The following is a 25,603-nucleotide window of genomic DNA, read 5'->3' as shown; positions in this document are numbered from 1 at the left end:
GGACATGCGGGTACTGGCCACCGCCGGGCACGTCGACCACGGCAAGTCCGCCCTGGTACGGGCGCTGACGGGTATGGAACCCGACCGTTACGAGGAGGAGCGGCGCCGCGGCCTGACGCTCGACCTCGGATTCGTCTGGACCCGGCTGGGGCCGGACTCACCGGGCGGTGCCGCCGGCGAGCACCTCGCCTTCGTCGACGTACCGGGCCACGAGCGGTTCGTCTCCACCATGCTGGCGGGCGTCGGCCCGGTGCCCGGCGTGCTCTTCGTGGTCGCCGCCGACCAGGGGTGGCAGCAGCAGTCCCAGGAGCACCTGGAGATCCTGGACGCGCTCGGCGTCCGGCACGCCGTGCTCGCCGTGACCCGCAGCGACCTGGCCGACCCCGGGCCGGTACGGGCGGACGCCGTCGAACGGCTGGCCGCCACCTCGCTGGGCACCGTACCGTCCGTCGCGGTCAGCGCGGTGACGGGCACGGGACTGGACGAACTGCGCGGCGAACTGGCCCGGCTGAGTGCCGCGTTGCCCGACTCGCCGGCCGACGCCGACGTACGGCTGTGGCTGGACCGCGCCTTCACCGTGCGCGGCCACGGCACGATCGTCACCGGCACCCTGGGGGCGGGCACCCTGCGCGTCGGCGACCGGCTCGTGACGGGTGACGGCACGAGCGCGCTGCGGGTGCGCGGACTGCAGTGCCTGCACGAGGAGCGGACGTCGGTCGGCGGCGTGGCACGGGTGGCCGTCAACGTCCACGGCGGCACCGAAGCCTCGCTCGGCCGGGGCGAGGTGCTGCTCACCCCCGACCGCTGGCTGCTCACCGCCGTGACCGACGTCCGGGTGCACGGAACGCCGGTGTCGGAGCTCCCGCGGACGGTCACCCTGCACATCGGGACCGCAGCGGTACCGGTCACCGTCCGGCCGCTGGGCGAGGACACCGCCAGGCTGACCCTGACCCGTGGGCTCCCGCTGCGGGTCGGCGACCGGGCCGTTCTGCGGGAACCGGGTGGACGGCGCGCCCCGTGCGGCCTGACCGTGCTGGACGTGTCACCGCCGCGGCTGACACGGCGCGGAGCGGCCCGGACCAGGGCGGCCGAGTTGACGGTCATGACCGGCCGCCCGGACGGTGCCGCCGAACTGCGGCGACGCCGGCTCGTCCGCCGGCCGGACCTGGAAGCCATGGGGATCGCCGCTCCCGGCCCGCCCGTCACCGGCGACTGGCTGGCCGACCCCGCGCACTGGGCCGCACTGCGCGACCGCCTGGCAGCGGAGGTGGCGCGACACGCCGACCGGCACCCGCTGGACCCCGGGCTGCCCACCGAGGCGGCCAGGCGCCTGCTCGGCCTGCCGGACCGCGCCCTCGTCCAGGCTCTCGTCGACACACCCGGCGGGGACGTACTGAACCACCGTCAGGGCCGCCTCCACGGGCCCGGCGACGCCCGTCCGTCGCTGCCGCCGTCGGTCCGCAGGGCCGTCGACGCCCTGGGGGAGGACCTGCGCCGGTCGCCGTTCCGCGCTCCCGAGGCCGGCCGGCTGGCCGAACTGGGGCTGGACCACAAGACCCTGGCAGCCGCCGTCGCGGCCGGCGCGCTGCTCCGGGTCGCCGAGGGCGTCGTGCTGCTGCCAGGTGCGGACGCGGACGCCGCCGCCGTACTGCGGTCGCTCCCCAGGCCGTTCACGCTGAGCGAGGCGCGCCGCGCCCTCGACACCACGCGCCGGGTGGCCGTGCCCCTGCTGGAGTTGCTGGACCGGCAGGGACACACCGAGCGCGTGGACGACCAGCACCGGCGCTGCCGGGAGGCCGCGGGGAGCGGAGGCGGACGGGAATCGAACCCGCCTGCCCGAGATCCTCGGACACCTCGGTTTTGAAGACCGGGAGGGCCACCAGGCACCCACACGCCTCCACCGCCCGCTCAGGCTACAGGAGCGCCGTATCCCCGCGACGACGACCGACCCACCGGAAGGACCAGGCATGACGACCATCCGCGAGACACCCGTACGGCTCACGCAGTTCGCCCACGGCGGCGGCTGCGCCTGCAAGATCCCGCCGGGTGAACTGGAGGACGTGCTCGGCGGCCTCACGTCCGCCGGGACGGCCCCGGCCGACACGTCCCTGCTCGTCGGGCTGGCCACCGGCGACGACGCCGCGGTGGTCACCCTGCCCGCGCCGGGCGGCGCCCCGGCCCAGGCGGTGGTCTCCACGGCGGACTTCTTCACGCCGGTCGTCGACGACGCCTACGACTGGGGCCGCATCGCCGCGGCCAACGCCCTGTCGGACGTCTACGCGATGGGCGGCCGGCCGCTCGTCGCCGTCAACCTGCTGGCCTGGCCCCGCGACGTGCTGCCGTTCGACCTCGCGCGCGAGGTGCTGCGCGGCGGGCTGGACATCGCCACCGAGGCCGGCTGCCACGTGGGCGGCGGACACAGCGTCGACGACCCGGAACCCAAGTACGGCATGGCCGTCACCGGCATCGCGGACCCGGAGCGGCTGCTGCGCAACGACACGGGCCGCCCCGGACTGCCGCTGTCGCTCACCAAGCCCCTCGGCCTCGGCGTCCTCAACAACCGGCACAAGGCCACCGGCGAGCGGTTCGAACAGGCCGTGGCGACCATGGTGGCGCTGAACCGGGACGCGTCCGCGGCGGCCCTGGAGGCCGGGGCGACCTGCGCCACCGACGTCACCGGCTTCGGTCTGCTGGGCCACCTGCACAAGCTCGCCCGTGCCTCGGAGGTCACCGCCGTGCTCGACACCGCCGCCGTGCCCTACCTCGACGGAGCCCGGGAGGCCGTCCGGGACGGGTACGTCAGCGGCGGCACCCGGCGCAACCTGGAGTGGGTGGACCCGTTCACCGACTTCGGCCATGCCGACGCCGACACCCGGCTGCTGCTGGCCGACGCGCAGACCTCCGGCGGGCTGCTGGTGGTGGGTGAGGTGCCGGGCGCTCCCGTCATCGGGGAACTGGTGCCGAAGGGGGCCCACTCCGTCGTCCTCAGGTGACCGGAAGAACCCGCGGCCGTCCTCGGGCGGCCGAAAGGTGACCGGAAGGCTCACGGTTCGGTGCCGGTGTCCTCGTCGATGCCGGCCCGTGCCCGGTAGCCCCGTACCAGCTCCAGTGCGGCCGGCCCCCTGGGGCGGCGGCCCGCCCTGATGTCGACGGCGAACGCCTTGGTCTCCTGGATGTGGCTGTTCGGGTCCAGGGACAGGTGCAGCAGTTCGTTCGCGGCGTCGCCGGTCGCGTAGCCGTTGGGACCCCAGTGGTAGGGCAGGCCGACCTGGTGCAGCCGTCGGCCCTGCACGGTGAGCGGTGCCATGCGGTCGGTGACCAGCACCCGCGCCTCGACCACGCCGCGGGCGCTGACGATCGTCGCCCAGCCGGTGTGCTCCAGCCCGCGCGAGGCGGCCAGTTCGGGGGAGACCTCGCAGAAGAACTCCGGCTGCAGCTCGGCGAGATAGGGCTGCCAGCGGGACATGCCGCCCGCGGTGTGGTGCTCGGTGAGCCGGTAGGTGGTGGCGACGTACGGGAACACCTCGGAACCGGGCTCGGTGCCGCTGGGCTGGTAGCGGTTGTCCGGGTGCGGCTTCAACAAGTGGCGCACCGGGTTGCGCTGTTGCGTGTACAGCAGGTTCGGGAACGGCGAGTCCTGCGGTTCGTAGTGCGTGGGCAGCGGGCCGTCGGTGAGACCGGACGGGACGTACAGCCACGCCTTGCCGTCCGCCTGCATGATGAACGGGTCGTTGCCGGCGAGTGCCGCCGGCCCCTTGGCGTCCGGCGGCGGCACGTGGTCGGGGGCCTTGTCGGGCTTGAAGTCGGGGACGTCGTGCCCGGTCCAGGAGCCCTCGTCCGCGTCCCACCACACCAGGGCCTTGCGCTCGCTCCACGGCCGGCCGTCCGGGTCCGCCGAGGCGCGGTTGTAGAGGATGCGGCGGTTGGCGGGCCAGGCCCAGCCCCACTCGCCGGCCACCCAGTCCTGCTCCTCGCCCGGCTTGCGGCGGGCCGCCTGGTTGACACCGTCCTTGTAGACCCCGCAGTAGATCCAGCAACCGCAGGCCGTCGACCCGTCGTCGTTCAACTCCTCGTACGAGGACAGGGGGTTGCCGTCGGCGTCGTACCCGTTGATCTCGGCGAGGACGGCCTCCGCCTCCGGCTCGGCGTACTCGCCCCTCGTGGGGTAGTCCCAGGTCAGGTCGAGCAGTGGCCGGTCCATCTCGTCGGTGGACGCGGCGAGTTTCTCCCGGATGATCCGGCCGAGGTGGTAGGTGAACCAGAGGTCGCTGCGGGCCTCGCCGGGCGGTTCGACGGCCTGGTGGTGCCATTGCAGCAGCCGCTGGGTGTTGGTGAAGCTGCCGTCCTTCTCGGTGTGGGCGGCGGCGGGCAGGAAGAACACCTCGGTGCCGATGTCCTCGGTGCGCATCTCGCCCGTCTCGATCTCCGGGCCGTCCTTCCACCAGCTGGCCGACTCGATGAGGGAGAAGTCCCGGACGACCAGCCAGTCCAGGTTGGCCATGCCGAGGCGCTGCATCTTGGCGTTGGCGGAGCCGACGGCGGGGTTCTCGCCCATGAGGAAGTAGCCCTTGCAGACGCCGTCCAGCTGGGCCATGACCGTCTCGTAGGTGGAGTGCGAGCCGGTCAGCCGCGGGAGGTAGTCGAAGCAGAAGTCGTTGTCGTCGGTGGCGGCCGGGCCCCAGTACGCCTTGAGGAGGCTGACGAGGTAGGAGCGCATGTTGCCCCAGTAGCCCTTGCGAGCCGCCTCGGCGCCGACGAAGGTGTCGAGGTTCTGCTGCTGGTGGGCGTGGGGCATGGGGATGTAGCCCGGCAGCAGGTTGAACAGGGTCGGGATGTCCGTGGAGCCCTGGATGGAGGCGTGGCCGCGCAGGGCGAGGATGCCGCCGCCCGGCCGGCCGATGTTGCCCAGCAGGCTCTGCAGGACGGAGGCGGCGCGGATGTACTGCACGCCGACCGTGTGCTGCGTCCAGCCGACCGCGTAGGCGAACGCCGTCGTCCGGTCCCGCCCCGAGTTCTCCGCCACCAGCTCGCACACCTGGCGGAAGAGGTCCTGCGGCACGCCGCAGACCTGCTCGACCACCTCGGGCGTGTAGCGGGCATAGTGCCGTTTGAGGACCTGGAAGACGCAGCGCGGGTGGGTCAGGGTCTCGTCCCGTTCCGGTTCGCCCTCACCGATGTCGGCGCCGCCCGAGCCGTGCGCCTCGCCGCGGGCGGCCTCCGTCACACTGCTGCCGCCCTTGGTCCGCTTGTCGTACTCCTGGTCACGCTCGCCCGACGCCGCCTGCATTTCCGTGCCCTCGTACTGCCAGCTGCCGTTGTCGTAGCTGCGGCTGTCGGGGTCGAGACCGGAGAAGACGCCGTCCAGGTCCTCCGTGTCGCGGAAGTCCTCCCGCAGGACGACCGGCCCGTTGGTGTAGGCGACCACGTAGTCACGGAAGTAGCCCTCGGTCCGCAGGACGTGGTTGATGATCCCGCCGAGGAAGGCGATGTCCGATCCGGCGCGCAGCGGCACGTGGACGTCGGCCAGGGCGCTGGTGCGGGTGAAACGCGNAGTTCGGGCGCGAAGGCCGGGTCGCGGACGACGGTGCGGTGGAAGGGGATGGCGGTGGCCATGCCCTCGACCTGGAATTCGTCCAGGGCGCGGGCGGCGCGCTGGAGTGCCTCGGCGCGGGTGCGGCCGGTGACGATCAGCTTGGCCAGCAGGGAGTCCCAGGCGGGGCCGATCACCGATCCGGATTCGACGCCGGCGTCCAGGCGGACGCCGGGGCCGGTGGGCGCGTCGAAGCGGGTGACGGTGCCGGGGGCGGGCAGGAAGCCGCGGCCGGGGTCCTCGCCGTTGATGCGGAACTCGAAGGAGTGCCCGCGCAGGACCGGGTCGTCGTAGCCGAGTTCCTCACCGTCGGCGATGCGGAACATCTCGCGGACCAGGTCGATGCCGGCGACTTCCTCGGTGACCGGGTGCTCGACCTGCAGGCGGGTGTTGACCTCCAGGAAGGAGATCGTGCCGTCCATGCCGACGAGGAACTCCACCGATGCGGAACATCTCGCGGACCAGGTCGATGCCGGCGACTTCCTCGGTGACCGGGTGCTCGACCTGCAGGCGGGTGTTGACCTCCAGGAAGGAGATCGTGCCGTCCATGCCGACGAGGAACTCCACCGTGCCGGCGCCGACGTAGCCGGCCTCCTTCAGGATCGCCTTGGAGGACGAGTACAGCTCGGCCAGCTGCGCGTCGGACAGGAAGGGGGCCGGGGCCTCCTCGACCAGCTTCTGGTGGCGGCGCTGCAGCGAGCAGTCGCGGGTGGAGACGACGACCACGTTGCCGTGCTGGTCGGCCAGGCACTGGGTCTCCACGTGGCGGGGCTTGTCGAGGTAGCGCTCGACGAAGCACTCCCCGCGGCCGAACGCGGCCACGGCCTCGCGGACGGCGGAGTCGTACAGCTCGGGGACCTCTTCGAGGGTGCGGGCGACCTTCAGGCCGCGGCCGCCGCCGCCGAAGGCGGCCTTGATCGCGATCGGCAGGCCGTGCTCCTTCGCGAAGGCGACGACCTCGTCCGCGCCGGAGACCGGGTCGGGCGTCCNTCGAGGGTGCGGGCGACCTTCAGGCCGCGGCCGCCGCCGCCGAAGGCGGCCTTGATCGCGATCGGCAGGCCGTGCTCCTTCGCGAAGGCGACGACCTCGTCCGCGCCGGAGACCGGGTCGGGCGTCCCGGCGACCAGCGGGGCGCCGGCGCGCTGGGCGATGTGGCGGGCGGCGACCTTGTCGCCCAGGTCGCGGATGGCGTGCGGGGGCGGGCCGATCCAGATCAGCCCGGCGTCCAGGACCGCCTGCGCGAACTCGGCGTTCTCCGAGAGGAATCCGTAGCCGGGGTGGATGGCGTCCGCGCCCGACTCACGCGCGGCTTTGAGGACCTTGGCGATGTCCAGATAGCTGGTCGCGGGGGTGTCACCACCCAGGGCGAACGCCTCATCAGCGGCGCGGACATGCAATGCGTCCCGGTCCGGGTCCGCGTAGACGGCCACGCTCGCGATCCCGGCGTCCCGGCAGGCCCGGGCCACGCGGACAGCGATTTCGCCACGATTGGCGATGAGCACCTTCGATGCGGAACATCTCGCGGACCAGGTCGATGCCGGCGACTTCCTCGGTGACCGGGTGCTCGACCTGCAGGCGGGTGTTGACCTCCAGGAAGGAGATCGTGCCGTCCATGCCGACGAGGAACTCCACGGTGCCGGCGCCGACGTAGCCGGCCTCCTTCAGGATCGCCTTGGAGGAGGAGTACAGCTCGGCCAGCTGGGCGTCGGAGAGGAAGGGCGCGGGGGCCTCTTCGACCAGTTTCTGGTGGCGGCGCTGCAGCGAGCAGTCGCGGGTGGAGACGACGACCACGTTGCCGTGGGTGTCGGCCAGGCACTGGGTCTCCACGTGGCGGGGCTTGTCGAGGTAGCGCTCGACGAAGCACTCCCCGCGGCCGAAGGCGGCCACGGCCTCGCGGACGGCGGAGTCGTACAGCTCGGGGACCTCGTCGAGGGTGCGGGCGACCTTCAGGCCGCGGCCGCCGCCGCCGAAGGCGGCCTTGATCGCGATCGGCAGGCCGTGCTCCTTCGCGAAGGCGACGACCTCGTCCGCGCCGGAGACCGGGTCGGGCGTCCNGCGGCTTGCGCTGCTCGATGAAGGCCACGTGCCGCCAGGTGTCCGCGCCGAGCCCCTGGGTGTTGTCGTAGGACATGCCGGTCAGCTCCAGGCCGTCCTCGGGGATCGCGTTCCACTCCTTGCACGCGACCTCGCACGCCTTGCAGCCGATGCACACGGACGTGTCCGTGAAGAAGCCCATACGCGGCGGGGCATCGGGGTAGCCGGCGGCGCGCGCCACCTCCGGCTGCGGTCCGGACAGCTGGTTCACACCCGGTCCGGTGGCCGGGGTCTCGGTGTCCTCCGTCATGTCCGGGCCTCCTCGCCCATGCGTCGCCCTCCTGCCGCCCGGCCTTGCCGACCGCCCGCCGTCTCCGTCCGCCGACTCGTCGAGGGCGTGGCATGGGTGCCCCTGGGGCGCCCGGTCCAAACGGCCATGGATGCCACCGCGAGGGGCGTCGCCTTCGTTTCGGCTCCACAGGGCAGGTAACTCCGATCAGAGGCCGGGACCCCAGGACTGGACGAACTCGTTGTCGGCAAGCCACGGAGGGAGCATCCGATGAAGGCCGTTGTCTGGAAGGGACTCGGAAACATCGATCTCGAGGATGTGCCCGAGCCACAGATCAAAGACCGGTACGACGCGATCGTGCGCATCACGACCTCCGCCATCTGCGGTACCGACCTTCATTTCGTCCGCGGCACCATGCCCGGCATGCAGGAGGGCCGCATCCTCGGCCACGAGGCGGTCGGCGTGGTGGAGGAGGTGGGGCCCGGGGTGCGCAACCTGCGCCCCGGCGACCGCGTGGTGGTGCCCTCCACCGTCGCGTGCGGTGTGTGCAGCTACTGCCGTGCGGGCTACTACGCCCAGTGCGACAACGCCAATCCGGGGGGACGGCTGGCGGGCACCGTCTTCTTCGGCGGGCCGCAGGCCGCGGGCGGGCTGGACGGACTGCAGGCCGAGTACGCCCGGGTGCCCTTCGCCCACGTCGGGCTGGTGCCGCTGCCGGACACCGTGGACGACACGCAGGCGATCCTGCTGTCGGACATCTACCCCACCTCCTGGTTCGGAGCCAGGCTGGCCGAGGTCGGCGACGGCGACACCGTCGCGATCGTCGGGGCCGGCCCCGTCGGGCAGGCCGCCATCGCCTGCGCCCGCCTCCAGGGGGCCGGGCGGATCATCGTCGTCGACGGCGTCGGCGACCGGCTGGACATGGCCCGTAGCCAGCATGCGGAAACCGTCGACTTCAACTCCGAGGACCCGGTCGAGGCGGTCCGTGAACTGACCGGCGGCATCGGCGTGGACCGGGTGATCGAGGCCGTGGGCGTGGACGCCCAGAAGCCGTCCCACGGGCCCGCCGCGGACGCCGCCGACCAGCAGGCCGAGGAGTTCGGCCACGAGCGGTCCGAGGCCGCGCCGGAGCAGAACCCGGACGGCGAGACGTGGGTGCCGGGTGACGCCCCGACGCTGGCGGCGCGCTGGGCGGTGCAGATGGTGGCGAAGGCCGGCACGGTCGGCACCATCGGTGTGTATCCGCCACAGGTGCAGCACTATCCCTTCGGTGAGGCGTTCATGAAGAACCTGACGCTGAAGATGGGCAACTGCAACCACCGGCGCTACGTACCCCGTCTGGTCTCGCTGGTCGCCTCGGGAAGCCTCGACCCGACCCCGCTGGTCACCCGCTGGGGCGGCACGGAGAACGCCGTCGAGGCCTACCGCCGCTTCGACCGGCGGGAGGCGGGCTGGACCAAGGTGGTCCTCGGCGTCTCGGACGACGGAACGGTCGCTCCGGGCCTCGGCGAAGCGGCGGGCACCGGCGCCGCCACCACGGCCGGCTCGCCGGGGCCCACGGCGGCCGAGGCGACACAGGAAGCCGGAAAGTGAGGCGGAGCCCCGCCCCACCGTGGAGCCAGGCCCCGAAGTGATGACAGGTCTCGGAGGGTGATAGCCCTTCAGGGCCTGTAAGGAGGAGAGGCGTCATGCGATTCCACAATCGCCGGACAGCGGGCCAGGAGCTCGGTCTGCGGCTCATGGAGTGGGCATCCGACGGCGAGCTGCCCCACCCCGTCGTCCTCGCGCTGCCCCGCGGCGGCGTGCCGGTGGCCGCCGAAGTCGCCCAGGCCCTCAGCGCGCCTCTGGACGTGCTGGTGGCACGGAAGGTCGGTCTTCCCGGCCGGCCGGAGACAGGCATCGGCGCGGTCGTGGACGACGACCCGCCTTTGTTCGACCAACGGGCCCTCGAGATGGCCGGTCTGAGTGAAGACCGGCTCGTCCAGGACGTGGCCCGGGAACGTGAGGAACTGAAACGCCGAGCCATGCTCTACCGGGGTGACCGTTCCGCACCTGACGTCAAGAACCGCACCGTTGTCCTCGTCGACGACGGCCTGGCCACCGGCGCCACCGCACGCGCCGCCCTCCGTCGTCTTCGGCGGTTGGAGCCCGCCCGGCTGATCCTCGCCGTTCCCGTCGGCGCTCCTGAGACCGTCGCCGAGATGCGCTCGGAAGCGGACGCCGTCGTGTGCCTCCAGCAGCCGCCGGACTTTCGGGCGGTCGGCCTCTGGTACGACGACTTCGACCAGGTCGGCGACGACCAAGTCATCGAGATCCTGAACGGTTACCGGACCCCGCGTTCCACGGCCTGAGGCGCCCGCCGATCGGCAGGGATCCCGTACTGGACGGACGCGGCGTCGGCGGTCTTTCCGGTGTCCCTGCGCGTGGTGCGGCGCGTGTCCCTGCGCGTGTCGCTGCGCGTGGTGCGGCGCGCCGTGGGCTCACATCCTTTCCTTCCAGCCGATCCGCACCAGCCAGGCGTTGACCGGCCAGGCGGTGAAGAAGCCGAGAACCATGGACAGTTGCATCATCATCCAGTAGGCAGCGCTCGTCTTCGGCAGGCCGGGGGAGAAGATGACCTCCTGATAGAGCCACATGCCGATGAAGAGGCCGATCTGGAAGGCGATGATGGACAGGGTGTCGGCCTTCACGGCTGCCCAGACGCCCTTGAGCCGGCCGATGTTGCGCATGGGGACGATGGTGAAGTACTGGAAGACGACGCCCAGGACCCAGGCGAAGGCGAAGTCCAGGGCGAAGTCGGCGTAGAGGGCCTTGCCGGCGAGCGTGAGTGAGGCCGCGTACACGAGCCACTCGGCGCCGATGTCTCCGAGGGTGCACCCGGCCCCGCAGTGGCTGATCGCCTTCGACTGCACGTCCCACTCGGGCAGCTGGTCGGAGTCGGGCATGCCCTGTTCCTCGATCACCGGCTTCGAGTTGCGCCGGCCGCGCGTGAAGTAGAACCACAGGGCGACCGGCCCCCAGTACAGGGCGGTGACCGGATACACCAGATTCATGATCCACATCTTCTGGCGACGGCCGGCGAGAACGATGTCGGCCAGGATGACGAGCGCGCCGGCGAAGGCCACAGCCAGACTGAACCAGCCCACCGCCTCGATCCAGCCGGCCGGCTGCGCGTGCCTCTCCATACGTTCACCTGCCTGCTCGTCCAGGTAGCCGATGATCCAGGTAGCCGATGATCAGGTGGACAAGTACCCCGGAGCGGGCCGGTCAGCGCACAGACGCTCGCTCGGTTCCCCCCGCCGGCTCGCCGCCTGTGTCAGCCTCCAGTTCCGTGTCCGACAGCCGGTGCAGAGTGCTCAGGAGATGGCGCGGGGCGGCCTCGTCGAGGGTGGTGCGTGCCGACCGGGCCCCCGACTCCTGGGACGCGGCGATCACGGCGATCATCGCGCTTCGGCTGACGGACGACTCCGCACCGGCTACGCGGAGTCCGGCCAGGCGGATGGCCCCGTCGACGCGTTCGCGAAGGTGGCGCTCGTTTCCGACGCCTCGATCGCGCCTCAGAACCGGTCGGCCAAGTCCTCGTCGAGGGCGTGCACCGCCGCCTCCAGTGTGGCGACCAGCGACTGCAGACGCTTCGGGTCGTAGCGCACGCTGGGCATCGACACCGACAGGCCGGCCAGCGCGGTGCCGTCCCGGTCACGCACCGGGACGCCGACGGCGATCAGACCCCGCTCGGAGCGTTCCTTGTTGACGGCGAACCCGTTGCGCCGCAGCCGCCGCAGCTCGGTCCGCAGCCGGGCGAGATCCGGCCGCTCGGCCGGACGGTCGCGGTAGCGCTCCGGCGCGTACACCTCGTCCAGCTCCTCGTCGGTGAGGTCCGCGAGCAGCAGCAGCCCCGCCGTCGTGCGGTGGGCCGGGAACACCATGCCCTCACGGGAACCGACTCTGAGCGCCTGCCGGCACTCGACGCTGGCGATGAACCGGGCGGTGTCCCCGGTACGCACGATCAGGTTCGTCGTCTCGTCCAGGAGGTCCACGACCCGGTGCAGATGCGGCAGTGCCGCCACGCGCAGCCGCGACACCAGGGACTGGGAGTGCGCGGCCAGCTCCAGCACCGGCCCGGCACGGTAGACGCGGTCCTCGCCCTGCACGGCGAAATCCCGGTACACGAGCATCGCCAGCACCCGGTGGGCGGTCGACCTGGCGACGCCGAGGCGCTCGGCGATCTGCGACACAGTCGCGCCGCCCTCCATCTGCAGCATGGTCGCCGCCCGCAGCGCGTGGTCCACGCTCGCGATCGGGTAGGGCGGCGGCGTCTTGAGCGGCTTGTCCATGGCGGCCTCCGGATTCTGTCCTCCAGAATCTACCTGTTCTTCCACCAGACGCGATGCATGCTGTGGCCGTGACTGAGTCCTCCATTGCCCACGACACCGCTCCGGGTTCCCCCGTCCGGCTCCAGGCCGTCTCCGCGGAGGGACAGCCGGAGGTCACCCCGGCCCTCGAACAGCTCTACCGAGGTTTCGAACAGGAACTCCTCGTCCCACTGTGGACCGAGATCGGCGACCTCATGCCCGCCCACCCGCGCTCCCGCGCCGTGCCGCACCTGTGGCGCTGGGAGCGGCTGCGCGAGCTGGCCGCGCAGGCCGGCGACATCGTGCCCGTCGGCCGCGGCGGCGAACGCCGGGCCATCGCCCTGGCCAACCCCTCCCTCGGCGGACGGCCCTTCGCCACCCCGACCCTGTGGGCGGCCATCCAGTACCTGATGCCCGGCGAGGACGCCCCCGAGCACCGCCACACCCAGCACGCCTTCCGCTTCGTCGTCGAGGGCTCGGGCGTGTGGACGGTCGTCGGCGGCGACCCCGTGCCGATGAACCGCGGCGACTTCCTCCCGCAGGCCGGCTGGAACTGGCACGCCCACCACAACGCCACCTCCGAGCCGATGGCCTGGATCGACGGCCTGGACATCCCCTTCCAGTACGTCACCGAGGCCCAGTTCTTCGAGTTCGGCCGCGACGAGATCAGCGACGCCGAGCGGATCACCCCCGAGCGCTCGCGCTCCGAGCGCCTGTGGGCCCACCCCGGCCTGCGCCCGCTGTCGGCCGCGCCCGCCACACCGGGCAGCCCGCTGCTGGCCTACAAGTGGGAGTACACCAACGCCGCCCTCAGCGACCAGCTGCTGCTGGAGAAGGAGGGGTACGGCGGCACCGTCGAGCCCGGCCACGCCGCGGTCCGCTACTCCAACCCGCACGACGGCTCCGACGTCCTGCCGACCGTCCGCGCCGAGTTCCACCGCATCGCCCGCGGCGCCGAGACCGCGCCCGTGCGCGAGACCGGCTCCTCCGTCTACCAGGTCTTCGACGGCTCCGGCGTGGTGAGCGTCGGCGACAGGTCCTGGACGGTCAGCCGCGGCGACCTGTTCGTCGTCCCGTCCTGGGAGCCGTTCTCCGCCCGCTCGGAGGCCGGCGCCACCGACTCCGACGAGGGTGCCCTCGACCTGTTCCGCTTCAGTGACGCGCCCGTCTTCGAGGCGCTCAAGCTCGACCGCACCCAGAAGGACGCCTGACATGAAGCTCGCCACCCTCCGCACCACCGACGGCACCCGCGCGGTCCGCCTCGACGGCGACGTCCTCGTCGACCTCGGACACGCCGACCTGGGCGAGCTGTTCGCCGAGGACGGCTGGCGCGAACGGGCCGCCGCCGCGACCGGCACCACGTACCCCCTCGACGGCGCCGACTTCGCGCCGGTCGTCCCGAACCCCTCCAAGGTCGTCTGCGTCGGCCACAACTACACCAACCACATCAAGGAGATGGGCCGGGACCTGCCGAACCACCCGACCCTCTTCCCGAAGTTCGCCGACACCCTGATCGGCGCGCACGACGACATCGTCAGGCCCGCCGAGACCGAGGCGTTCGACTGGGAGGTCGAACTGGCCGTCGTCATCGGCAAGCGGGTGCGGCGCGCCGACGAACGGCAGGCCGCCGAGGCCATCGCCGGCTTCACCGTCATGAACGACATCTCCGTGCGCGACTGGCAGTTCCGCACCATCGAGTGGACCCAGGGCAAGATCTGGGAGGCGACCACCCCCGTCGGCCCCTACGTCGTCACCCCCGACGAGGTGGGCGGCGTCCGCCCCGCGCTCGAAGTGAAGACGACCGTCGACGGCGAGGTCATGCAGCGCGACGACACCGGCACGCTGCTGTTCGACCCGGTCTTCCTCGTCCGGTACATCTCCACCGTCATCACCCTGCGCCCCGGCGACATCATCGCCACCGGTACCCCGGCCGGCGTGGGCAACGCACGCGACCCCAAGGTCTTCCTGGTCCCCGGCCAGACCGTGGTCACCGAGATCACCGGCCTGGGCGCCTGCGTCAACAAGGTGGTCGGGGCGTGAGCGGCGGCACGCGGACGCCCGCCGACGCCCGCGCCTGGGCCGACATCGGCACCCGACTGCTGCTCGACGCCGTCGCCGACCTGGACGAGGCCGCCTTCGCCGCCCCCAGCGCGCTGCCGGACTGGACCCGCAAGCACCTCGTCGCGCACGTCGCCGCCAACGCCGACGCGCTCGGCAACCTGGTGCACTGGGCGGCCACCGGCGAACCCACGCCGATGTACGCCTCGCCCGGGGAACGCGCCGCCGGCATCGCCAGGGGCCCCTCCCTGTCGGCCGGCGAGCTGCGCTCCTGGTTGACCGGCTCCGCCGAGCAGCTCGCCGCGGCCCTGGGCCGGCTCACCGGCGAGCAGTGGCAGCACGAGGTCGTCACCGCCCAGGGCCGCACCGTCCCCGCCACCGAACTGGCCTGGATGCGCGCCCGCGAGGTCTGCGTGCACGCCGTCGACCTCTCCACCGGCCTCACCTTCGCCGACCTGCCGGACGGCTTCCTCGCCGCCCTGGCCGACGAGATCCGCGACCGGCGCCGACTGACCGAGCTGCCCGACGGACCCCTGCCCGAGGTCACCGCCTGGCTGGCCGGCCGCCCCCACTCGCTCGCCGACGCCCCCCGGCTCGGCCCGTGGCTCTGAGGAGTGCCGCATGTCCCACCCTGATGTGATCGTCGTCGGCGGCGGCATCGGCGGCCTCGGCGCGGCGTACTCGCTGACCCGCCAGGGCCTGAGCGTCCGCCTGCTGGAACGCGCCCCCGCCTTCGGCGAGGTCGGCGCCGGCATCCAGCTCGCCCCCAACTGCACCCGCATCCTCGACCACTACGGCCTGCTGGAGGAGGCCAAGAGCCTCGGCGTGGTCCCCGACGCGATGGTCATGCGCGACGCCGTCGACGGCGACGAGCTCACCCGGCTCGACCTGCGCGACCTGGAGAAGCGCTACGGCTACCCGTACCTGGTCATCCACCGCAGCGACCTGCACGGCCTGCTGCTGCGCGCCTGCGAGCGCGTCGGCGTCGAGCTGATCACCGACGCCCAGGTGGACGCGTACGAGAACACCGGGGGCGGCGCCCGCGTGACCCTCGCGTCCGGCGCCACCCACGAGGCCGGGCTCGTGATCGCGGCCGACGGCCTGCACTCCGCCGCCCGCAAGCTGCTCGTCGACGACGAACCGGTCTCCTCCGCGTACGTCGCCTACCGCGGCACCGTCCCCGCCGAGTCACCCCGCGTGGCCTCCGTCGACCTCGGCGAGGTCGCCGTGTACGTCGGCCCCGGCTGCCACTTCGTCCACTACGGCCTGCGCGGCGGGAAACTGCTCAACCAGGTCGCGGTCTTCGAGTCCCCCAAGGCCCTGGCCGGACAGGAGGACTGGGGCACGCCCGACGAGCTCGACGCCGCCTTCGCCGGGACCTGCGACTTCGTCCGGGACGGGCTGCCGTTCATGTGGCGGGACAAGTGGTGGCGGATGTTCGACCGCGACCCGATCATGACCTGGGTCGACGACCGGATCGTGCTCCTCGGCGACTCCGCGCACCCGCCGCTGCAGTACATCGCCCAGGGCGCGATCATGGCCATCGAGGACGGCTGGGTGCTGGGCGAGCACGTCGCCCGCCACCGCGCCGGGGACGGCACGGTCGACTGGAGCGGTGCCCTCGCCGCCTACGAGGCCGTCCGCCCCGAGCACTGCCGGCGCGTGCTGACCACGTCCCGCAAGTGGGGCGAGCTGTGGCACCTCGACGGTCTCGCCCGAGAGCAGCGCAACGCCTTGCTGCGCGTCCGCGACACCTACGACTACGCGTTCGTGGACTGGCTGTACGGCCCGACCGCCCTGACGCCGGACCAGGAACCGGAGATGTTCACGCCGGTCCCGCTCTCCTCGGCGGCCGTCGGGGAAGCGGAGCTCACGGGCGGCTCGGCATGAGCAACGCCTGCCCCTAGCGGCGGCCCGCACCCCGTTCGGCCGGTCCGGGCGGGGTGCGGGCCGACGTAATCGCCGCCCGCGCCGCCCGCGCCGCCCGCGCCGCCCGCGTCGTCCTCGGCCTCACGGCGCACGCCCTGCGGGCTGCGGCGACCCCTACCGCGCCGCCATCACGGTCGCCGGCAAAAGACGCGGGTCGGAGGCGACGAGGTGACTGAGAACGAGCCGCTCCGCATCGGCCGATTCGGGCATGTGGTTGCGCAGGGCGGGTGGGAGGTCGGCCCGTCCGCGTCGACAACGGACGGGTCGCGACCGACGAGTCTCTCCTCGAGGCCGCCAGTGCTTGTGACCGCCTGCCCGCCGAAAGCCGGTGCCCGGCCGGACTGTGGTCCGGCCGGGCATGGATCGTTCACGTCGCTTCGGGGCCTCGTGGGAGCCGCAGCGGCATCAGTAGTACGTGATGTCCCAGTGGTTCGCCCAGCGCTCGTCGGCGTAGTCGACGACCGTCTTGCCGCCGGACGTCACGCGCCACACCCAGGCTCCGTCGCCGCGCTTGTGGTGCTTCTTGGCGTGGCCCTGGATGTAGTTGGTGACGCACGAGGTCCGGCTGATGTCGACCTTGTAGCCGTTCCAGTGGCTGTACGTACCTCCGGAGTGGCCGGTTTCCGTGCCGCCGGTGACGGTGACCTTGCAGCCGCTCTTCTTCTTCAGGGAGATGACGCCGTTGACGGTACCGACACGGATGCCCTGCAGGCTGGTGCAGTTCTTGCGGTTGCGGTCGGTGCAGTTCCCGCTGGAGACGCGGCTGATACCGGCTGCCTTCAGCTTGGCCGTCGCCTGGGCGTCGCTGAGCTTTCCACCGCCTCCGGGCTTGCCGCCCCCGCCACCGCTGCTCCCACCGCGGACCAGGGCGGCCCAGGTGTTGGGGCCGGCGATGCCGTCCGCGGTGAGGCGGTGTGTCTTCTGGAAGGCCTTGACCTTGGTGGTGGTCGCGGGGCCGTAGACGCCGTCGGTGTTGACGGTGTGGCCGTTGGTGGTGAGCTGGTGTTGGAGGGCCTTGACGGCGGTGCCCTTGGCGCCGGCCTTGAGGGTGGTGACGAGTCGGGTCCAGGTGGCGCGGCCGACGATGCCGTCGGCGGTCAGGTGCTGTGTCTTCTGAAAGGCTTTGACCTTCGCCGTGGTGTCGGATCCGAAGACGCCGTCCGCCTTGGTCGCGTGGCCGCGGGCGGTGAGCAGGAGCTGAACGGTGGTCACGTCGACACCGCGCTGGCCCGGCTTCACCGTGGGCCAGGAGGCCTGAGCAGCGGCTGCGGGCGCCGCTGCCGCCGCGGACATGGCTACTGGAGCGGGAGCCGGCGCGTGGGGCGCGGCCGTCGCCGCGGCACCGGTCGAGAGGGCGGTGGCGAGCATGGCCGCGGAGGCGACGAGACGGAGCCTGTGTGCTGCGGTACGCATGGTGCGGTTCCTTACGTTGTGGATGAGGTTGTTCCGGGCACTTGCGGGCGAGGGGTTCATCGGGACACCAGGGCGGCCCAGGTGTTGGGGCCGGCGATGCCGTCGGCGGTGAGGCGGTGTGTCTTCTGGAAGGCCTTGACCTTGGTGGTGGTCGCGGGGCCGTAGACGCCGTCGGCGTTGACGGTGTGGCCGTTGGTGGTGAGCTGGTGTTGGAGGGCCTTGACGGCGGTGCCCTTGGCGCCGGCCTTGAGGGTGGTGACGAGACGGGTCCAGGTGGCGCGGCCGACGATGCCGTCGGCGGTCAGGTGCTGTGCCTTCTGAAAGGCTTTGACCTTCGCCGTGGTGTCGGATCCGAAGACGCCGTCCGCCTTGGTCGCGTGGCCGCGGGCGGTGAGCAGGAGCTGAACGGTGGTCACGTCGACACCGCGCTGGCCCGGCTTCACCGTCGGCCAGGACGCCCCGGGCCGAGGGGGAGTCGGCGTGCCGCCGAGGTTGGCCATGGCACGCAGCTCGGCGAGGGTGCCGCGGTAGACGTTCCGGTCGGCGGTGCCGACGGTGTTCTTGGCGCCGGGCACGCCGGGGACGCGCTCGCTCTCGGTGTACTGCCAGAACGTCCAGGGACCGGCACCCGGAACGGACTGCGGTTCACGGGAGCCGCTGCCGTAGCGGGCGAGCCACAGCGGATAGTCCTTGAAGACCTGTCCCTTGCCTGCCATGCAGTCGTTCACGAAGGAGGCGCGGGTGTAGACGATGGGCGTCACCTTGAACGCCGCCTTCACCCGCTTCAGGAAGATGTCGAGCTGGCCGGCGCGCAGGGCCTTGGGGCACACCTCCTTCCCGTTCACCCACACGCTCTCGACGTCGAGCACCGGGGGCAGCTCTCCCGGCTTCGTCCCGCTGTATCCGGCAGCGCGCGCGGTGCGGATGAAGTGGTCGGCCTGGGCGGCACCGTCCCGGGTGCTCTTCGGGTCGAAGAAGTGGTAGGGGGCCCTCAGCAGCGACGTCGCCGAGGCGGCCTTGAAGTCGCGTGCGAACCAGGGGTCCTCGTAGCGGGAGCCCTGCGTCGCCTTCAGGAAGGTGAATGCGTTCTTCTGAGCGACACGTTTCCAGTCAATGGGCCGGCCGGTCGCGTCATGGTTGTGGTGGCTGGTGTCGACACCCTTGACGGTGTACGAACTCGGCGGCGCGGCGGCGCTCTGGGGCGCGGTGGCCAGCAGTGCACCGCCCGTGAGCGAGGCGGTGGCGACACCGAGCGCTGCCAGGCGCAGGGTGTGCGAGCGGCGCATGGACATGACGGATCTCCTTCGAAAGGGCCATGGAGGCGTGGAAAGAAGCGGTCGAGCGACCGAGTGGGGGGATGGCTCAACCCTGCCCCGACTTCCGGGGTGGCTCCTACACTTCCGGCGGGTCGGCTGATTCATTCACGGGTGACGCCCTATGCACGCCGCTGACCTGCGGCTATGCACGGGCAGGTAAGGGATGGTGCATCAATGGGCGTTGAGCGTGACCAGCAGGCGAACGCGGCGCGGCACGAACTCGCCCACCTGTTGCGAACGTGGTGGAAGGACGACCCGAAGAAGATCACGCAGGAGTCGCTGGCCCGTCAGATCACCGAGCGCGGCGTGAAGATCAGCCAGGAGATGCTGTCGCGCTATCTGAAGCAGTCCCGGCCCGCGCTCGCCCGACCCGACGTGATCACGGCGATGCACCAGGTACTGGGCCGCCCGCCGGAGGAACTCACCGCCGCGCTGGGTCTGCACGCGCGGGCGAACGCGCGAGCGGTGCTCCCGGCGGAGTCCTCTCCGGAGGGGCCGCCGTCCCCGAAGGACGCGCCGGCAGCAGCGCAGGCCACCTCCTTGACGGACCGGCCACGGCTCACGACGGACACCGCGGCCCCCGCCCAGGGCGCGGCCCCCGCCCAGGGCGGGGCCCCCGTGCCGGGCGGGGCACCCGTGCAGGAGCCGGTGAACGCACCGGTGAACGCACCGGTGGAGGCACCAGCGGACAGGCGCAGGAGATGGCCCTGGGCGGCCGCCGCGCTCGCCGCCGTCGTCGCCGGGATCGTCGTACTCACCGCCGCCATGACGGACCGGGACGACGACGCCTCGGCCAAGGGCGGGCCTCCCTCGCCCACGGCCTCCCCGTTCTTCCCCGGCCCTCCCTCGCCCTCGCCCTCGACGGTGAAGTGCTGGAAGAAGTCCTGCTACGGCGTCGACCCCAAGTACGCCACCTGCCGCGAGGACGCCGCCACGTACTACACCGGCAACGGACACGGAGTCCTCGTCGAACTGCGGTTCAGCCCGTCGTGCCAGGCGGCCTGGGCGAAGATGACCGGCACCACGCAGGGAGACGTCGTCCGGATCACCAACAACGCCGGGGACACCCGTCACTACACCCAGCAGTGGGGCCACGACGCCCACTCCTCGATGGTCGAGGCGCTCAACCCCGACACCGCCAAGGCCTGCGCCAGCACCTCCCGCGGCCGAGTCTGCGCCACTACACCGGCCGACCCCACTCCCACACCCACTCCCGCCCCCAGCGGCAGCTGAACCAGGGCGCCTCCGCTTCCGCGAGGAGAAGGGGAAGCCACGGAAGTCGGGGCCTGCTTCGTCGCCCGTGGGCGACCTCGAGCCGTGTTCCCTTCTCTCTCTTCCGGTCCGTGTGGTTCTGCGCTCCGCCGGTCATCCACAGGTCGCGGCCGTCGTTGAGCCGAAGTGGGACCCTCGCGGAAAGCCGCAGCCGCCGCACCGGCAGAGCTGCGGCGAGGCCGGCAGGAGGAACACAACGATGACGCAGCCAACCATCACCGGCCTTGCCGCAGCTCTGGACGACGCCGGCCGGGTCGAGGTCGTGCTCGGCGCCGCCTGGGACGCCTTCGACGTCGTTGGCCGGTTGGCGGACGCGCTCGCCCTCGACGAGGGCGGTGACGAGAGGCAGGCCATGCTGGTCGGCATCAAGTGTGCCGACGGCCGCCGCATGCTGCCTCCGCCCGAGCACGGTCGGCCGTTGGAAACGGGGTCCCGGGCCCCGGCAGAGCCGGACTCGAGCCGTACGCGGCGCTGCTGCGTCACGTCGACGTGGCAGCGCGCCGACTGGCCTCCGCACCGGAATGCGCGGACGACGCCGAGCAGCTCGTCCTCGTGGCCGGCCACGCGGCAGCCGCAGCGGATCTCCTCATGACCGTACGGCAGGACGGCGGCCGGGCCTCATGACCGTCACGCTCGGCGAGCTTTACGACATCGTCCATGACCGCCTCGAACGGGCCGCGTCCGTGAGCCTGCCCGGAGACGATCCCTTCGCACACGCCCTCGCGCTCGCTCAGGCCGGCACTCTGGTCGGGCACGTGCACCTCCTGCTCGGCCGGCCGGGGGAGCGGGTCGACTCCGCGGCCGGCGACACCCTCCGCCACCTCCACCACGCCCGCGCCCACATTCCGGGGACCGCAGTGACCACGAGCGGGGCGGGGCCGATCACGGTGAGGTCGTCGCGCTCCGCGCGACCTGGCGCGGGCCATTACCAGGGTCAGGCAGGGCGCAAGGACGACCGTGTGCCGGCCACTGCCGCAGTCCCCGCTGACGGCCGGCCTTCCTGCCACCCACGTCCTCGTACGCGCCTACGGGTACACACTGCCTCACGGTGGACGCCACGCGCGAGGTCTGCTCCCCACACCCGCGGGGATGGTCCCGTCACCGACTTCACGTACACCTAGTGCTGTGACCGTACGTTCACCGGGTTGGGGATCCGCGACGCCAGGAGCTGAGGTGCTGTCGGAGAGGGCTTGTACTCTGCACTCATTCAACGATCGGACGATCAGGGAACCCGGGCGTGCAGGCACGGGGCGGGCGTCCAGGGGCGGGAGCGCGGGGATTTCGATGAGTGACGCACATCCGATACGAAGCCGCAGACCGGGCCTCTCGGTCGGTGCGCTGATCATCGCCGGGGCCGTCCTCGCCGCGATCGGGGTCGTCGGCGCCTGGCACCAGCACGACGCTCCGGGCCGGAGTGCGGAGCCGCGTACGGAATTCACCGCGAACAACCCGCCCGCCGGTCTGCCCACCGCGCTCACCACCGGCCAGCACCTCCACTGGTCCCGCTGCACCTCGCCGTCCACCGCGCGCACGGGCTACGACTGCGCCACCATGAAAACCCCCCTCGACTACCGGAAACCAGACGGCAGGACGATCGACGTCGCCCTGATCCGCCGCAAGGCCACCGGCCCGAACGCCCGGCGCATCGGCTCGCTCGTCCTCAACTTCGGCGGCCCCGGCGTGTCCGGCGTGAGCGGACTGCCCGAATATGTCAACCAGTACAAGCCGCTCCTCGACCGCTACGACCTGGTCTCCTTCGACCCGCGCGGCGTTGGCGCGACCATCCCCGTGCGCTGCGGGAAGACCGCGGACGACACCGGTTACGACGGGGACGACGCCTGCGCCGAGCACTCCGGGGCGCTCCTCCCGTACATCGGCACCTCGCACACCGCGCGCGACCTCGACCTGATGCGCTACCTCCTCGGCGACGAGCGGCTGCACTACTTCGGTGTCTCGTACGGAACGGCGCTCGGCGCGGCCTACGCCCACCTGTACCCGTCGCACGTCGGACGGCTCGTCCTCGAAGCGTCCGTCGATCCGACCGAGGACCTCATCGAGAAGCAGCTGTCGCAGGTCAAGGCGGTCCAGGCGGCGTTCGACCGGTTCGCTGAGCACTGCGCGGTCCGTATCCGCCACTGCCCGACCGGCGATGGGCCCGAGGAGGCCGCGCGACGCATGGCGAGCCTGGCCGACCGCCTGGAGAAGAAGCCCGCCCCGGCCGGCGGCGGAAGGGACCTTGACGCCGACGACCTCGCGCACACCGTCAGCGACCATCTCGACCTCGGCACAGACGGCTGGTCGCCGCTCGCCAAGGCCCTCACCGCGCTGATCGACCACAACGACGGCGGCCCGCTGAGCAAGGGCGCGGACGACATCGGCTCCGCCGACCGCGCGGCGACCCCGCGCGACAGCAGCCGCGCCGCCCAAATCGCGATCACTTGCGCGGACTCCAGCCTGCGCCCTGGCTTCGAACGTCTCGACAGGGAGGAGGCCCGCATCAAAGCCGCCTCACCCGTCTTCGGCGCGGCCTGGTCCACCGGCGTCTACCTCTGCTACGACTGGCCGTTCGACGGCGAGCGCGCCACGCCCCAGGTGAACGCCGAAGGCGCGGCCCCCGTCCTGGTGGTCGGCGGCACCGGCGACCCGACTACCCCGTATTCCGGTGCCCGCCACATGGCCCGCGCCCTGGGCGACGGTGTCGGCGTGCTCCTGACGGCCGAGGAGGAGGGCCACGGCACATACCCGCAGAACCGCTGCGTCACGGAGTCGGTCGACAAATACCTCCGCACCGGCCGCACCCCGGCCGTGGGGACGGTGTGCCGGGGCAGCATGTCCTGAGGCCCGTACGGATCCGCCGGGCGGCCGTCATGTCCGCGACGAGGACCTGGCCCGCCTCTCTCCGTTCGTACGCCACCACATCAACATGCTGGGCCGCTACTCCTTCTCCCTGCCGGATCTCCCCGGGGGCTGGGGCCGTTGCGTGCCCTGGACGCGGTGGAGGTGTAGCGGGACGGGTGGAGGGCGTGTCCTACGCGCCTGCCACCCGGGCACCAGGGGTGCGGTCAGCTGTCCCGTTTCCACGTCGTCAGTTGGTCCACGACGGGAAGACCACGCTTCTGCGGCTCGGGGAGCCCGCCTCGCCCGTCCCCGCACCAGTGGCAGCCCTGCTGCTGGCATCATCGCGGACCGCGACAACATGAACACCGCCACCGGCCCGGCATCGCGTTGGCTCTTCCCCCCGGCCGCCGGGCCGGACGGCCGGCCCGTCCCGACCACCTGTCGGCACGCCTGGGCAAGATCGGCATTCCGGTCGCAGCCGCCCGCGGCGCCGCCATCCGGCTGTCACGCTCAGTAGGAGTGCCGGCGACAGGCGGGTCAACTCGCGACGGTTGAATACGCGAGCCCACCAGTACCGAGGCCGTGATACCTCGGCCCACAGGCTGGCCGTCGGGGCGGAGCCGAACGGTGGTGAACCTACAGGGTCAACATCACGCTGAGCTACATGTCACTTGGTTTGCCGTTCGTTAACGGCGCCCCAACAGTGAAAGCCCAAATGTCTCGTGAGAACTGAACGTGAAGAACGCGCCTTCGGCACGCACCTCGGCAGGGGTTTGAGCGTCAAGCAGGCCGCGACCACCACCCGGCAGACCACTGAAGGCATCAAGTCCGCCGAGGCGGTCCCCGCACTGGCCGACGCCCATGACGTCGAGATGCCGATCGCGGAGCTCCTTCAGCGTTGCCGCACCAGCGCGAGGACGGCGGCGGCGGTTTGACCTCATTCGATCAGGGATGCACCGGAACCTGTGGAAGATGGGCCAGAACTTCAGCTGTACCAGGCCGCGTACAACTGGTGCACGGCCGCGGACAGTGCCCGGTTGCTGGGTTGCTGGGTTGGTGCGAGCTCGCGGCGCGGCAGGCGTCTGAAGGGTGTCGCCACCCACGAGCTGGCTCCCATACAAGCCCGGTCAACAATCGAACTCCGTTTCCGGCTGCTCGCCGACTCGCCTGAGAGGGGGTAAGCAAGGTGAGCAACTGGGTATGAGAGAGATCAATAGCAGAGGTCGACGTCCACCCGTTTTACTCAACTGGCCGACGCGGGTGGGCTGGTGGCATACAGAACCCCGCCGAATGTAGAGACACCGTCACGAACACTGCCCGCCCAGACGGGGGCCAAGCTGTTCCTGGAGGAGTGCGCACTTCACTTACTGGAGGCGGCGACGGCCTTGGCCCACTCCTGTGTCAGCGCACGCGTGCCCGGCGTCGGTTCCGAGGGGGCCGCCACCGGCGCTGCGCCCCCGCCGAACGTCCGTGGTAGCCCACCCGCGGGTAGCCGGGCAGGGCGATCAGCCCGTCCACGCCCTCGTGCGTGGTGGCCACGTCCAGGCGCCCGGCACGGGCCGGGCCGTCGGACTCCGGGTCGATGCCGACCAGGGCGTCCATCTCCAGGTGCCCGGGCGGTACGCAGCACCTTGATCACGAGGTCGGTACTGATGTTGCCCGAGCCGATGATCGCGACCTTGGTGCGCGACGGGCCGTCAGCGTGCCGGGTCGTACCGTTCCTTCCCGATGGAGATGGTGACCGTGTCCAGCCCGCCGATCGCCGCGGTGACCTGTGCGCCCGGTGCGAGCGGGCTCATCGGCCCGAGTGCACCGGAGAGCACCACATGGCCGGCCCGCAGCGGATCGCCCAGACAGTCCGCGCCGGTGCCCTCGGACACGGTCCGGCCGTCGACGGACATCTCCATCACGGCCGTCCGCGGTTCGAACTCGGCGAGGCCGCGGCGCTGCCGGCCGAGCACGAAGGCGCCCGCGGAGGCGTTGTCGGCGACCGTGTCGGACAGGGTGATGTCCCAGCCCGCGATACGGCTGCCGCAGATCTCCAGGGCGGCCACGGCGTGATCGACCGCGGCCCGCACCCGGGCCAGGTCCAGCGGGCCCTCGGCCAGGTCCTCGCCCAGCACGAACGCGATCTCGGCCTCGACGCGGGGCTGGAGCACGGACGCGTACGGCACGGTGTCGCCGTCCGCGTATCCCATGTCGTCCAGCAGCACTCTGGAGTCCGGCTGATCGACACCGAGTTGGCGTTGCACGGCGGACGAGGTCAGACCGATCTTGTGGCCCACGACGCGTGCGCCGCGTTCCGGGCGCGCCGCCGTGACCCGCTGCTGCACGGCGTACGCGGCACCGGTGTCGCCGGTGCCGATCAGGTCCCGTACCGGTGCGCACGGAACACGAGTGGCGGCGGCCTCCAGCAGTCGAGCGGCCGCCTCGGCGACCCCGTGCGGCGCCTGCCGGGCGCCGCCCTCCCGCGGTCCGTCCTGGGCGGCGGCCACCCGCGGGTCGTCCCGGG

The 25,603-nt window shown here is 71.8% G+C and carries 16 protein-coding genes, 1 tRNA gene and 8 pseudogenes; 12 read left to right on the top strand and 13 right to left on the bottom strand.

The window, feature by feature from the left end; translation table 11 throughout:
* Positions 1-4: 4 nt before the first annotated feature.
* Positions 5-1,723 (top strand): annotated as a pseudogene (locus ABS735_RS25465) (GTP-binding protein); the annotation flags it as partial.
* Between the two features lie 83 nt (positions 1,724-1,806).
* On the opposite strand, the gene ABS735_RS25460 reads toward ABS735_RS25465, so the two are convergent.
* Positions 1,807-1,899: transfer RNA gene (locus ABS735_RS25460), tRNA-Sec, on the bottom strand.
* A gap of 68 nt (positions 1,900-1,967) precedes the next feature.
* On the opposite strand from ABS735_RS25460, the gene selD reads away from it, so the two are divergent.
* Complete coding sequence (selD, locus tag ABS735_RS25455; protein ID WP_373903947.1) at positions 1,968-2,993, top strand: selenide, water dikinase SelD; 1,026 nt, start codon at positions 1,968-1,970, stop codon at positions 2,991-2,993.
* A gap of 50 nt (positions 2,994-3,043) precedes the next feature.
* Here selD and fdh read toward each other — a convergent pair.
* From fdh to ABS735_RS25425, 6 pseudogenes are all read right to left on the bottom strand, one after another.
* A pseudogene (fdh, locus tag ABS735_RS25450) lies at positions 3,044-5,548 on the bottom strand (formate dehydrogenase); the annotation flags it as partial.
* Positions 5,533-6,039, bottom strand: a pseudogene (locus ABS735_RS25445) (ATP-binding protein); the annotation flags it as partial. The pseudogenes fdh and ABS735_RS25445, both read right to left, overlap by 16 nt.
* 4 nt (positions 6,040-6,043) lie before the next feature.
* Positions 6,044-6,526 (bottom strand): annotated as a pseudogene (locus tag ABS735_RS25440) (ATP-binding protein); the annotation flags it as partial.
* A gap of 68 nt (positions 6,527-6,594) precedes the next feature.
* A pseudogene (locus tag ABS735_RS25435) lies at positions 6,595-7,092 on the bottom strand (biotin carboxylase N-terminal domain-containing protein); the annotation flags it as partial.
* A pseudogene (locus ABS735_RS25430) lies at positions 7,093-7,642 on the bottom strand (ATP-binding protein); the annotation flags it as partial.
* Between the two features lie 4 nt (positions 7,643-7,646).
* Positions 7,647-7,934, bottom strand: a pseudogene (locus ABS735_RS25425) (4Fe-4S dicluster domain-containing protein); the annotation flags it as partial.
* 249 nt (positions 7,935-8,183) lie between these two features.
* Here ABS735_RS25425 and ABS735_RS25420 point away from each other — a divergent pair.
* Complete coding sequence (locus ABS735_RS25420; RefSeq protein ID WP_373900237.1) at positions 8,184-9,506, top strand: zinc-dependent alcohol dehydrogenase; 1,323 nt, start codon at positions 8,184-8,186, stop codon at positions 9,504-9,506.
* A 95-nt stretch (positions 9,507-9,601) separates the two neighbouring features.
* Entirely contained in the window at positions 9,602-10,264 is a 663-nt protein-coding gene (locus ABS735_RS25415; RefSeq protein WP_373900238.1) for a phosphoribosyltransferase, read from the top strand.
* Between the two features lie 129 nt (positions 10,265-10,393).
* Here ABS735_RS25415 and ABS735_RS25410 read toward each other — a convergent pair whose 3' ends face one another.
* Together ABS735_RS25410 and ABS735_RS25405 are read right to left on the bottom strand one after the other, a co-directional pair.
* Complete coding sequence (locus tag ABS735_RS25410) at positions 10,394-11,098, bottom strand: DUF4396 domain-containing protein (RefSeq protein WP_373900239.1); 705 nt, start codon at positions 11,096-11,098, stop codon at positions 10,394-10,396.
* A 372-nt stretch (positions 11,099-11,470) separates the two neighbouring features.
* Positions 11,471-12,247 carry an IclR family transcriptional regulator gene (locus tag ABS735_RS25405; protein ID WP_373900240.1) on the bottom strand — a complete coding sequence of 259 codons (777 nt, stop codon included), beginning with the start codon at positions 12,245-12,247 and terminating at the stop codon, positions 11,471-11,473.
* Between the two features lie 68 nt (positions 12,248-12,315).
* Here ABS735_RS25405 and ABS735_RS25400 point away from each other — a divergent pair, with 68 nt between their 5' ends.
* Genes ABS735_RS25400 through ABS735_RS25385 form a run of 4 tightly spaced genes read left to right on the top strand, consistent with a single transcriptional unit; the run spans position 12,316 to position 16,213 of the window.
* Positions 12,316-13,476 (top strand): cupin domain-containing protein, encoded by a 1,161-nt coding sequence (locus ABS735_RS25400; protein ID WP_373900241.1) that lies wholly within the window; start codon positions 12,316-12,318, stop codon positions 13,474-13,476.
* A gap of 1 nt (position 13,477) precedes the next feature.
* Positions 13,478-14,305: a fumarylacetoacetate hydrolase family protein gene (locus ABS735_RS25395; RefSeq protein ID WP_373900242.1), complete on the top strand. Its 828-nt coding sequence runs from the start codon at positions 13,478-13,480 to the stop codon at positions 14,303-14,305.
* The gene (locus ABS735_RS25390) at positions 14,302-14,934 is read left to right on the top strand and encodes a maleylpyruvate isomerase family mycothiol-dependent enzyme (RefSeq protein WP_373900243.1); all 633 of its coding nucleotides are present in this window, start codon (positions 14,302-14,304) and stop codon (positions 14,932-14,934) included. Before ABS735_RS25395 ends, ABS735_RS25390 begins: the two co-directional genes overlap by 4 nt.
* A 25-nt stretch (positions 14,935-14,959) precedes the next feature.
* Positions 14,960-16,213, top strand: a complete 1,254-nt coding sequence (locus ABS735_RS25385) for an FAD-dependent monooxygenase (RefSeq protein WP_476755888.1) — start codon at positions 14,960-14,962, stop codon at positions 16,211-16,213.
* A 444-nt stretch (positions 16,214-16,657) separates the two neighbouring features.
* Here ABS735_RS25385 and ABS735_RS25380 read toward each other — a convergent pair whose 3' ends face one another.
* Both ABS735_RS25380 and ABS735_RS25375 read right to left on the bottom strand, forming a co-directional pair.
* On the bottom strand, positions 16,658-17,665 hold the full coding sequence (locus tag ABS735_RS25380) for a peptidoglycan-binding domain-containing protein (protein WP_373900245.1): 1,008 nt from the start codon (positions 17,663-17,665) through the stop codon (positions 16,658-16,660).
* A gap of 56 nt (positions 17,666-17,721) precedes the next feature.
* Complete coding sequence (locus tag ABS735_RS25375) at positions 17,722-18,957, bottom strand: GH25 family lysozyme (RefSeq protein ID WP_373900246.1); 1,236 nt, start codon at positions 18,955-18,957, stop codon at positions 17,722-17,724.
* A 198-nt stretch (positions 18,958-19,155) separates the two neighbouring features.
* Here ABS735_RS25375 and ABS735_RS25370 point away from each other — a divergent pair, with 198 nt between their 5' ends.
* The 4 genes from ABS735_RS25370 (at position 19,156) to ABS735_RS25355 (ending at position 24,026) form a co-directional block, all read left to right on the top strand.
* Complete coding sequence (locus ABS735_RS25370; RefSeq protein WP_373900247.1) at positions 19,156-20,214, top strand: DUF2690 domain-containing protein; 1,059 nt, start codon at positions 19,156-19,158, stop codon at positions 20,212-20,214.
* A gap of 238 nt (positions 20,215-20,452) precedes the next feature.
* Entirely contained in the window at positions 20,453-20,845 is a 393-nt protein-coding gene (locus ABS735_RS25365) for a hypothetical protein (protein WP_373900248.1), read from the top strand.
* Positions 20,846-21,537: 692 nt separating this feature from the next.
* A complete protein-coding gene (locus ABS735_RS25360; RefSeq protein WP_373900249.1) occupies positions 21,538-23,091 on the top strand; it encodes an alpha/beta hydrolase in 1,554 nt (517 codons plus the stop codon).
* 722 nt (positions 23,092-23,813) lie between these two features.
* Positions 23,814-24,026 carry an NAD(P)H-dependent glycerol-3-phosphate dehydrogenase gene (locus ABS735_RS25355; RefSeq protein ID WP_373900250.1) on the top strand — a complete coding sequence of 71 codons (213 nt, stop codon included), beginning with the start codon at positions 23,814-23,816 and terminating at the stop codon, positions 24,024-24,026.
* A 511-nt stretch (positions 24,027-24,537) separates the two neighbouring features.
* On the opposite strand, the pseudogene ABS735_RS25350 reads toward ABS735_RS25355, so the two are convergent.
* Both ABS735_RS25350 and ABS735_RS25345 read right to left on the bottom strand, forming a co-directional pair.
* Positions 24,538-24,763 (bottom strand): annotated as a pseudogene (locus ABS735_RS25350) (acetaldehyde dehydrogenase (acetylating)); the annotation flags it as partial.
* A gap of 25 nt (positions 24,764-24,788) precedes the next feature.
* Positions 24,789-25,586: a 2-keto-4-pentenoate hydratase gene (locus ABS735_RS25345; protein ID WP_373900251.1), complete on the bottom strand. Its 798-nt coding sequence runs from the start codon at positions 25,584-25,586 to the stop codon at positions 24,789-24,791.
* Between the last annotated feature and the right edge of the window lie 17 nt (positions 25,587-25,603).

This window comes from Streptomyces sp. MMCC 100 (assembly GCF_041538145.2).
Lineage (GTDB): Bacteria > Actinomycetota > Actinomycetes > Streptomycetales > Streptomycetaceae > Streptomyces.
This window is presented reverse-complemented; position numbering and strand designations above follow the sequence as displayed.

Coding starts and splice junctions, on each gene's coding strand:
- selD (WP_373903947.1), top strand. CDS start 1,968: ATGACGACCATCCGCGAGACACCCGTACGGCTCACGCAGTTCGCCCAC.
- ABS735_RS25395 (WP_373900242.1), top strand. CDS start 13,478: ATGAAGCTCGCCACCCTCCGCACCACCGACGGCACCCGCGCGGTCCGC.
- ABS735_RS25360 (WP_373900249.1), top strand. CDS start 21,538: ATGAGTGACGCACATCCGATACGAAGCCGCAGACCGGGCCTCTCGGTC.
- ABS735_RS25380 (WP_373900245.1), bottom strand. CDS start 17,665: ATGCGTACCGCAGCACACAGGCTCCGTCTCGTCGCCTCCGCGGCCATG.
- ABS735_RS25375 (WP_373900246.1), bottom strand. CDS start 18,957: ATGTCCATGCGCCGCTCGCACACCCTGCGCCTGGCAGCGCTCGGTGTC.
- ABS735_RS25365 (WP_373900248.1), top strand. CDS start 20,453: ATGACGCAGCCAACCATCACCGGCCTTGCCGCAGCTCTGGACGACGCC.
- ABS735_RS25405 (WP_373900240.1), bottom strand. CDS start 12,247: ATGGACAAGCCGCTCAAGACGCCGCCGCCCTACCCGATCGCGAGCGTG.
- ABS735_RS25415 (WP_373900238.1), top strand. CDS start 9,602: ATGCGATTCCACAATCGCCGGACAGCGGGCCAGGAGCTCGGTCTGCGG.
- ABS735_RS25410 (WP_373900239.1), bottom strand. CDS start 11,098: ATGGAGAGGCACGCGCAGCCGGCCGGCTGGATCGAGGCGGTGGGCTGG.
- ABS735_RS25370 (WP_373900247.1), top strand. CDS start 19,156: ATGGGCGTTGAGCGTGACCAGCAGGCGAACGCGGCGCGGCACGAACTC.
- ABS735_RS25420 (WP_373900237.1), top strand. CDS start 8,184: ATGAAGGCCGTTGTCTGGAAGGGACTCGGAAACATCGATCTCGAGGAT.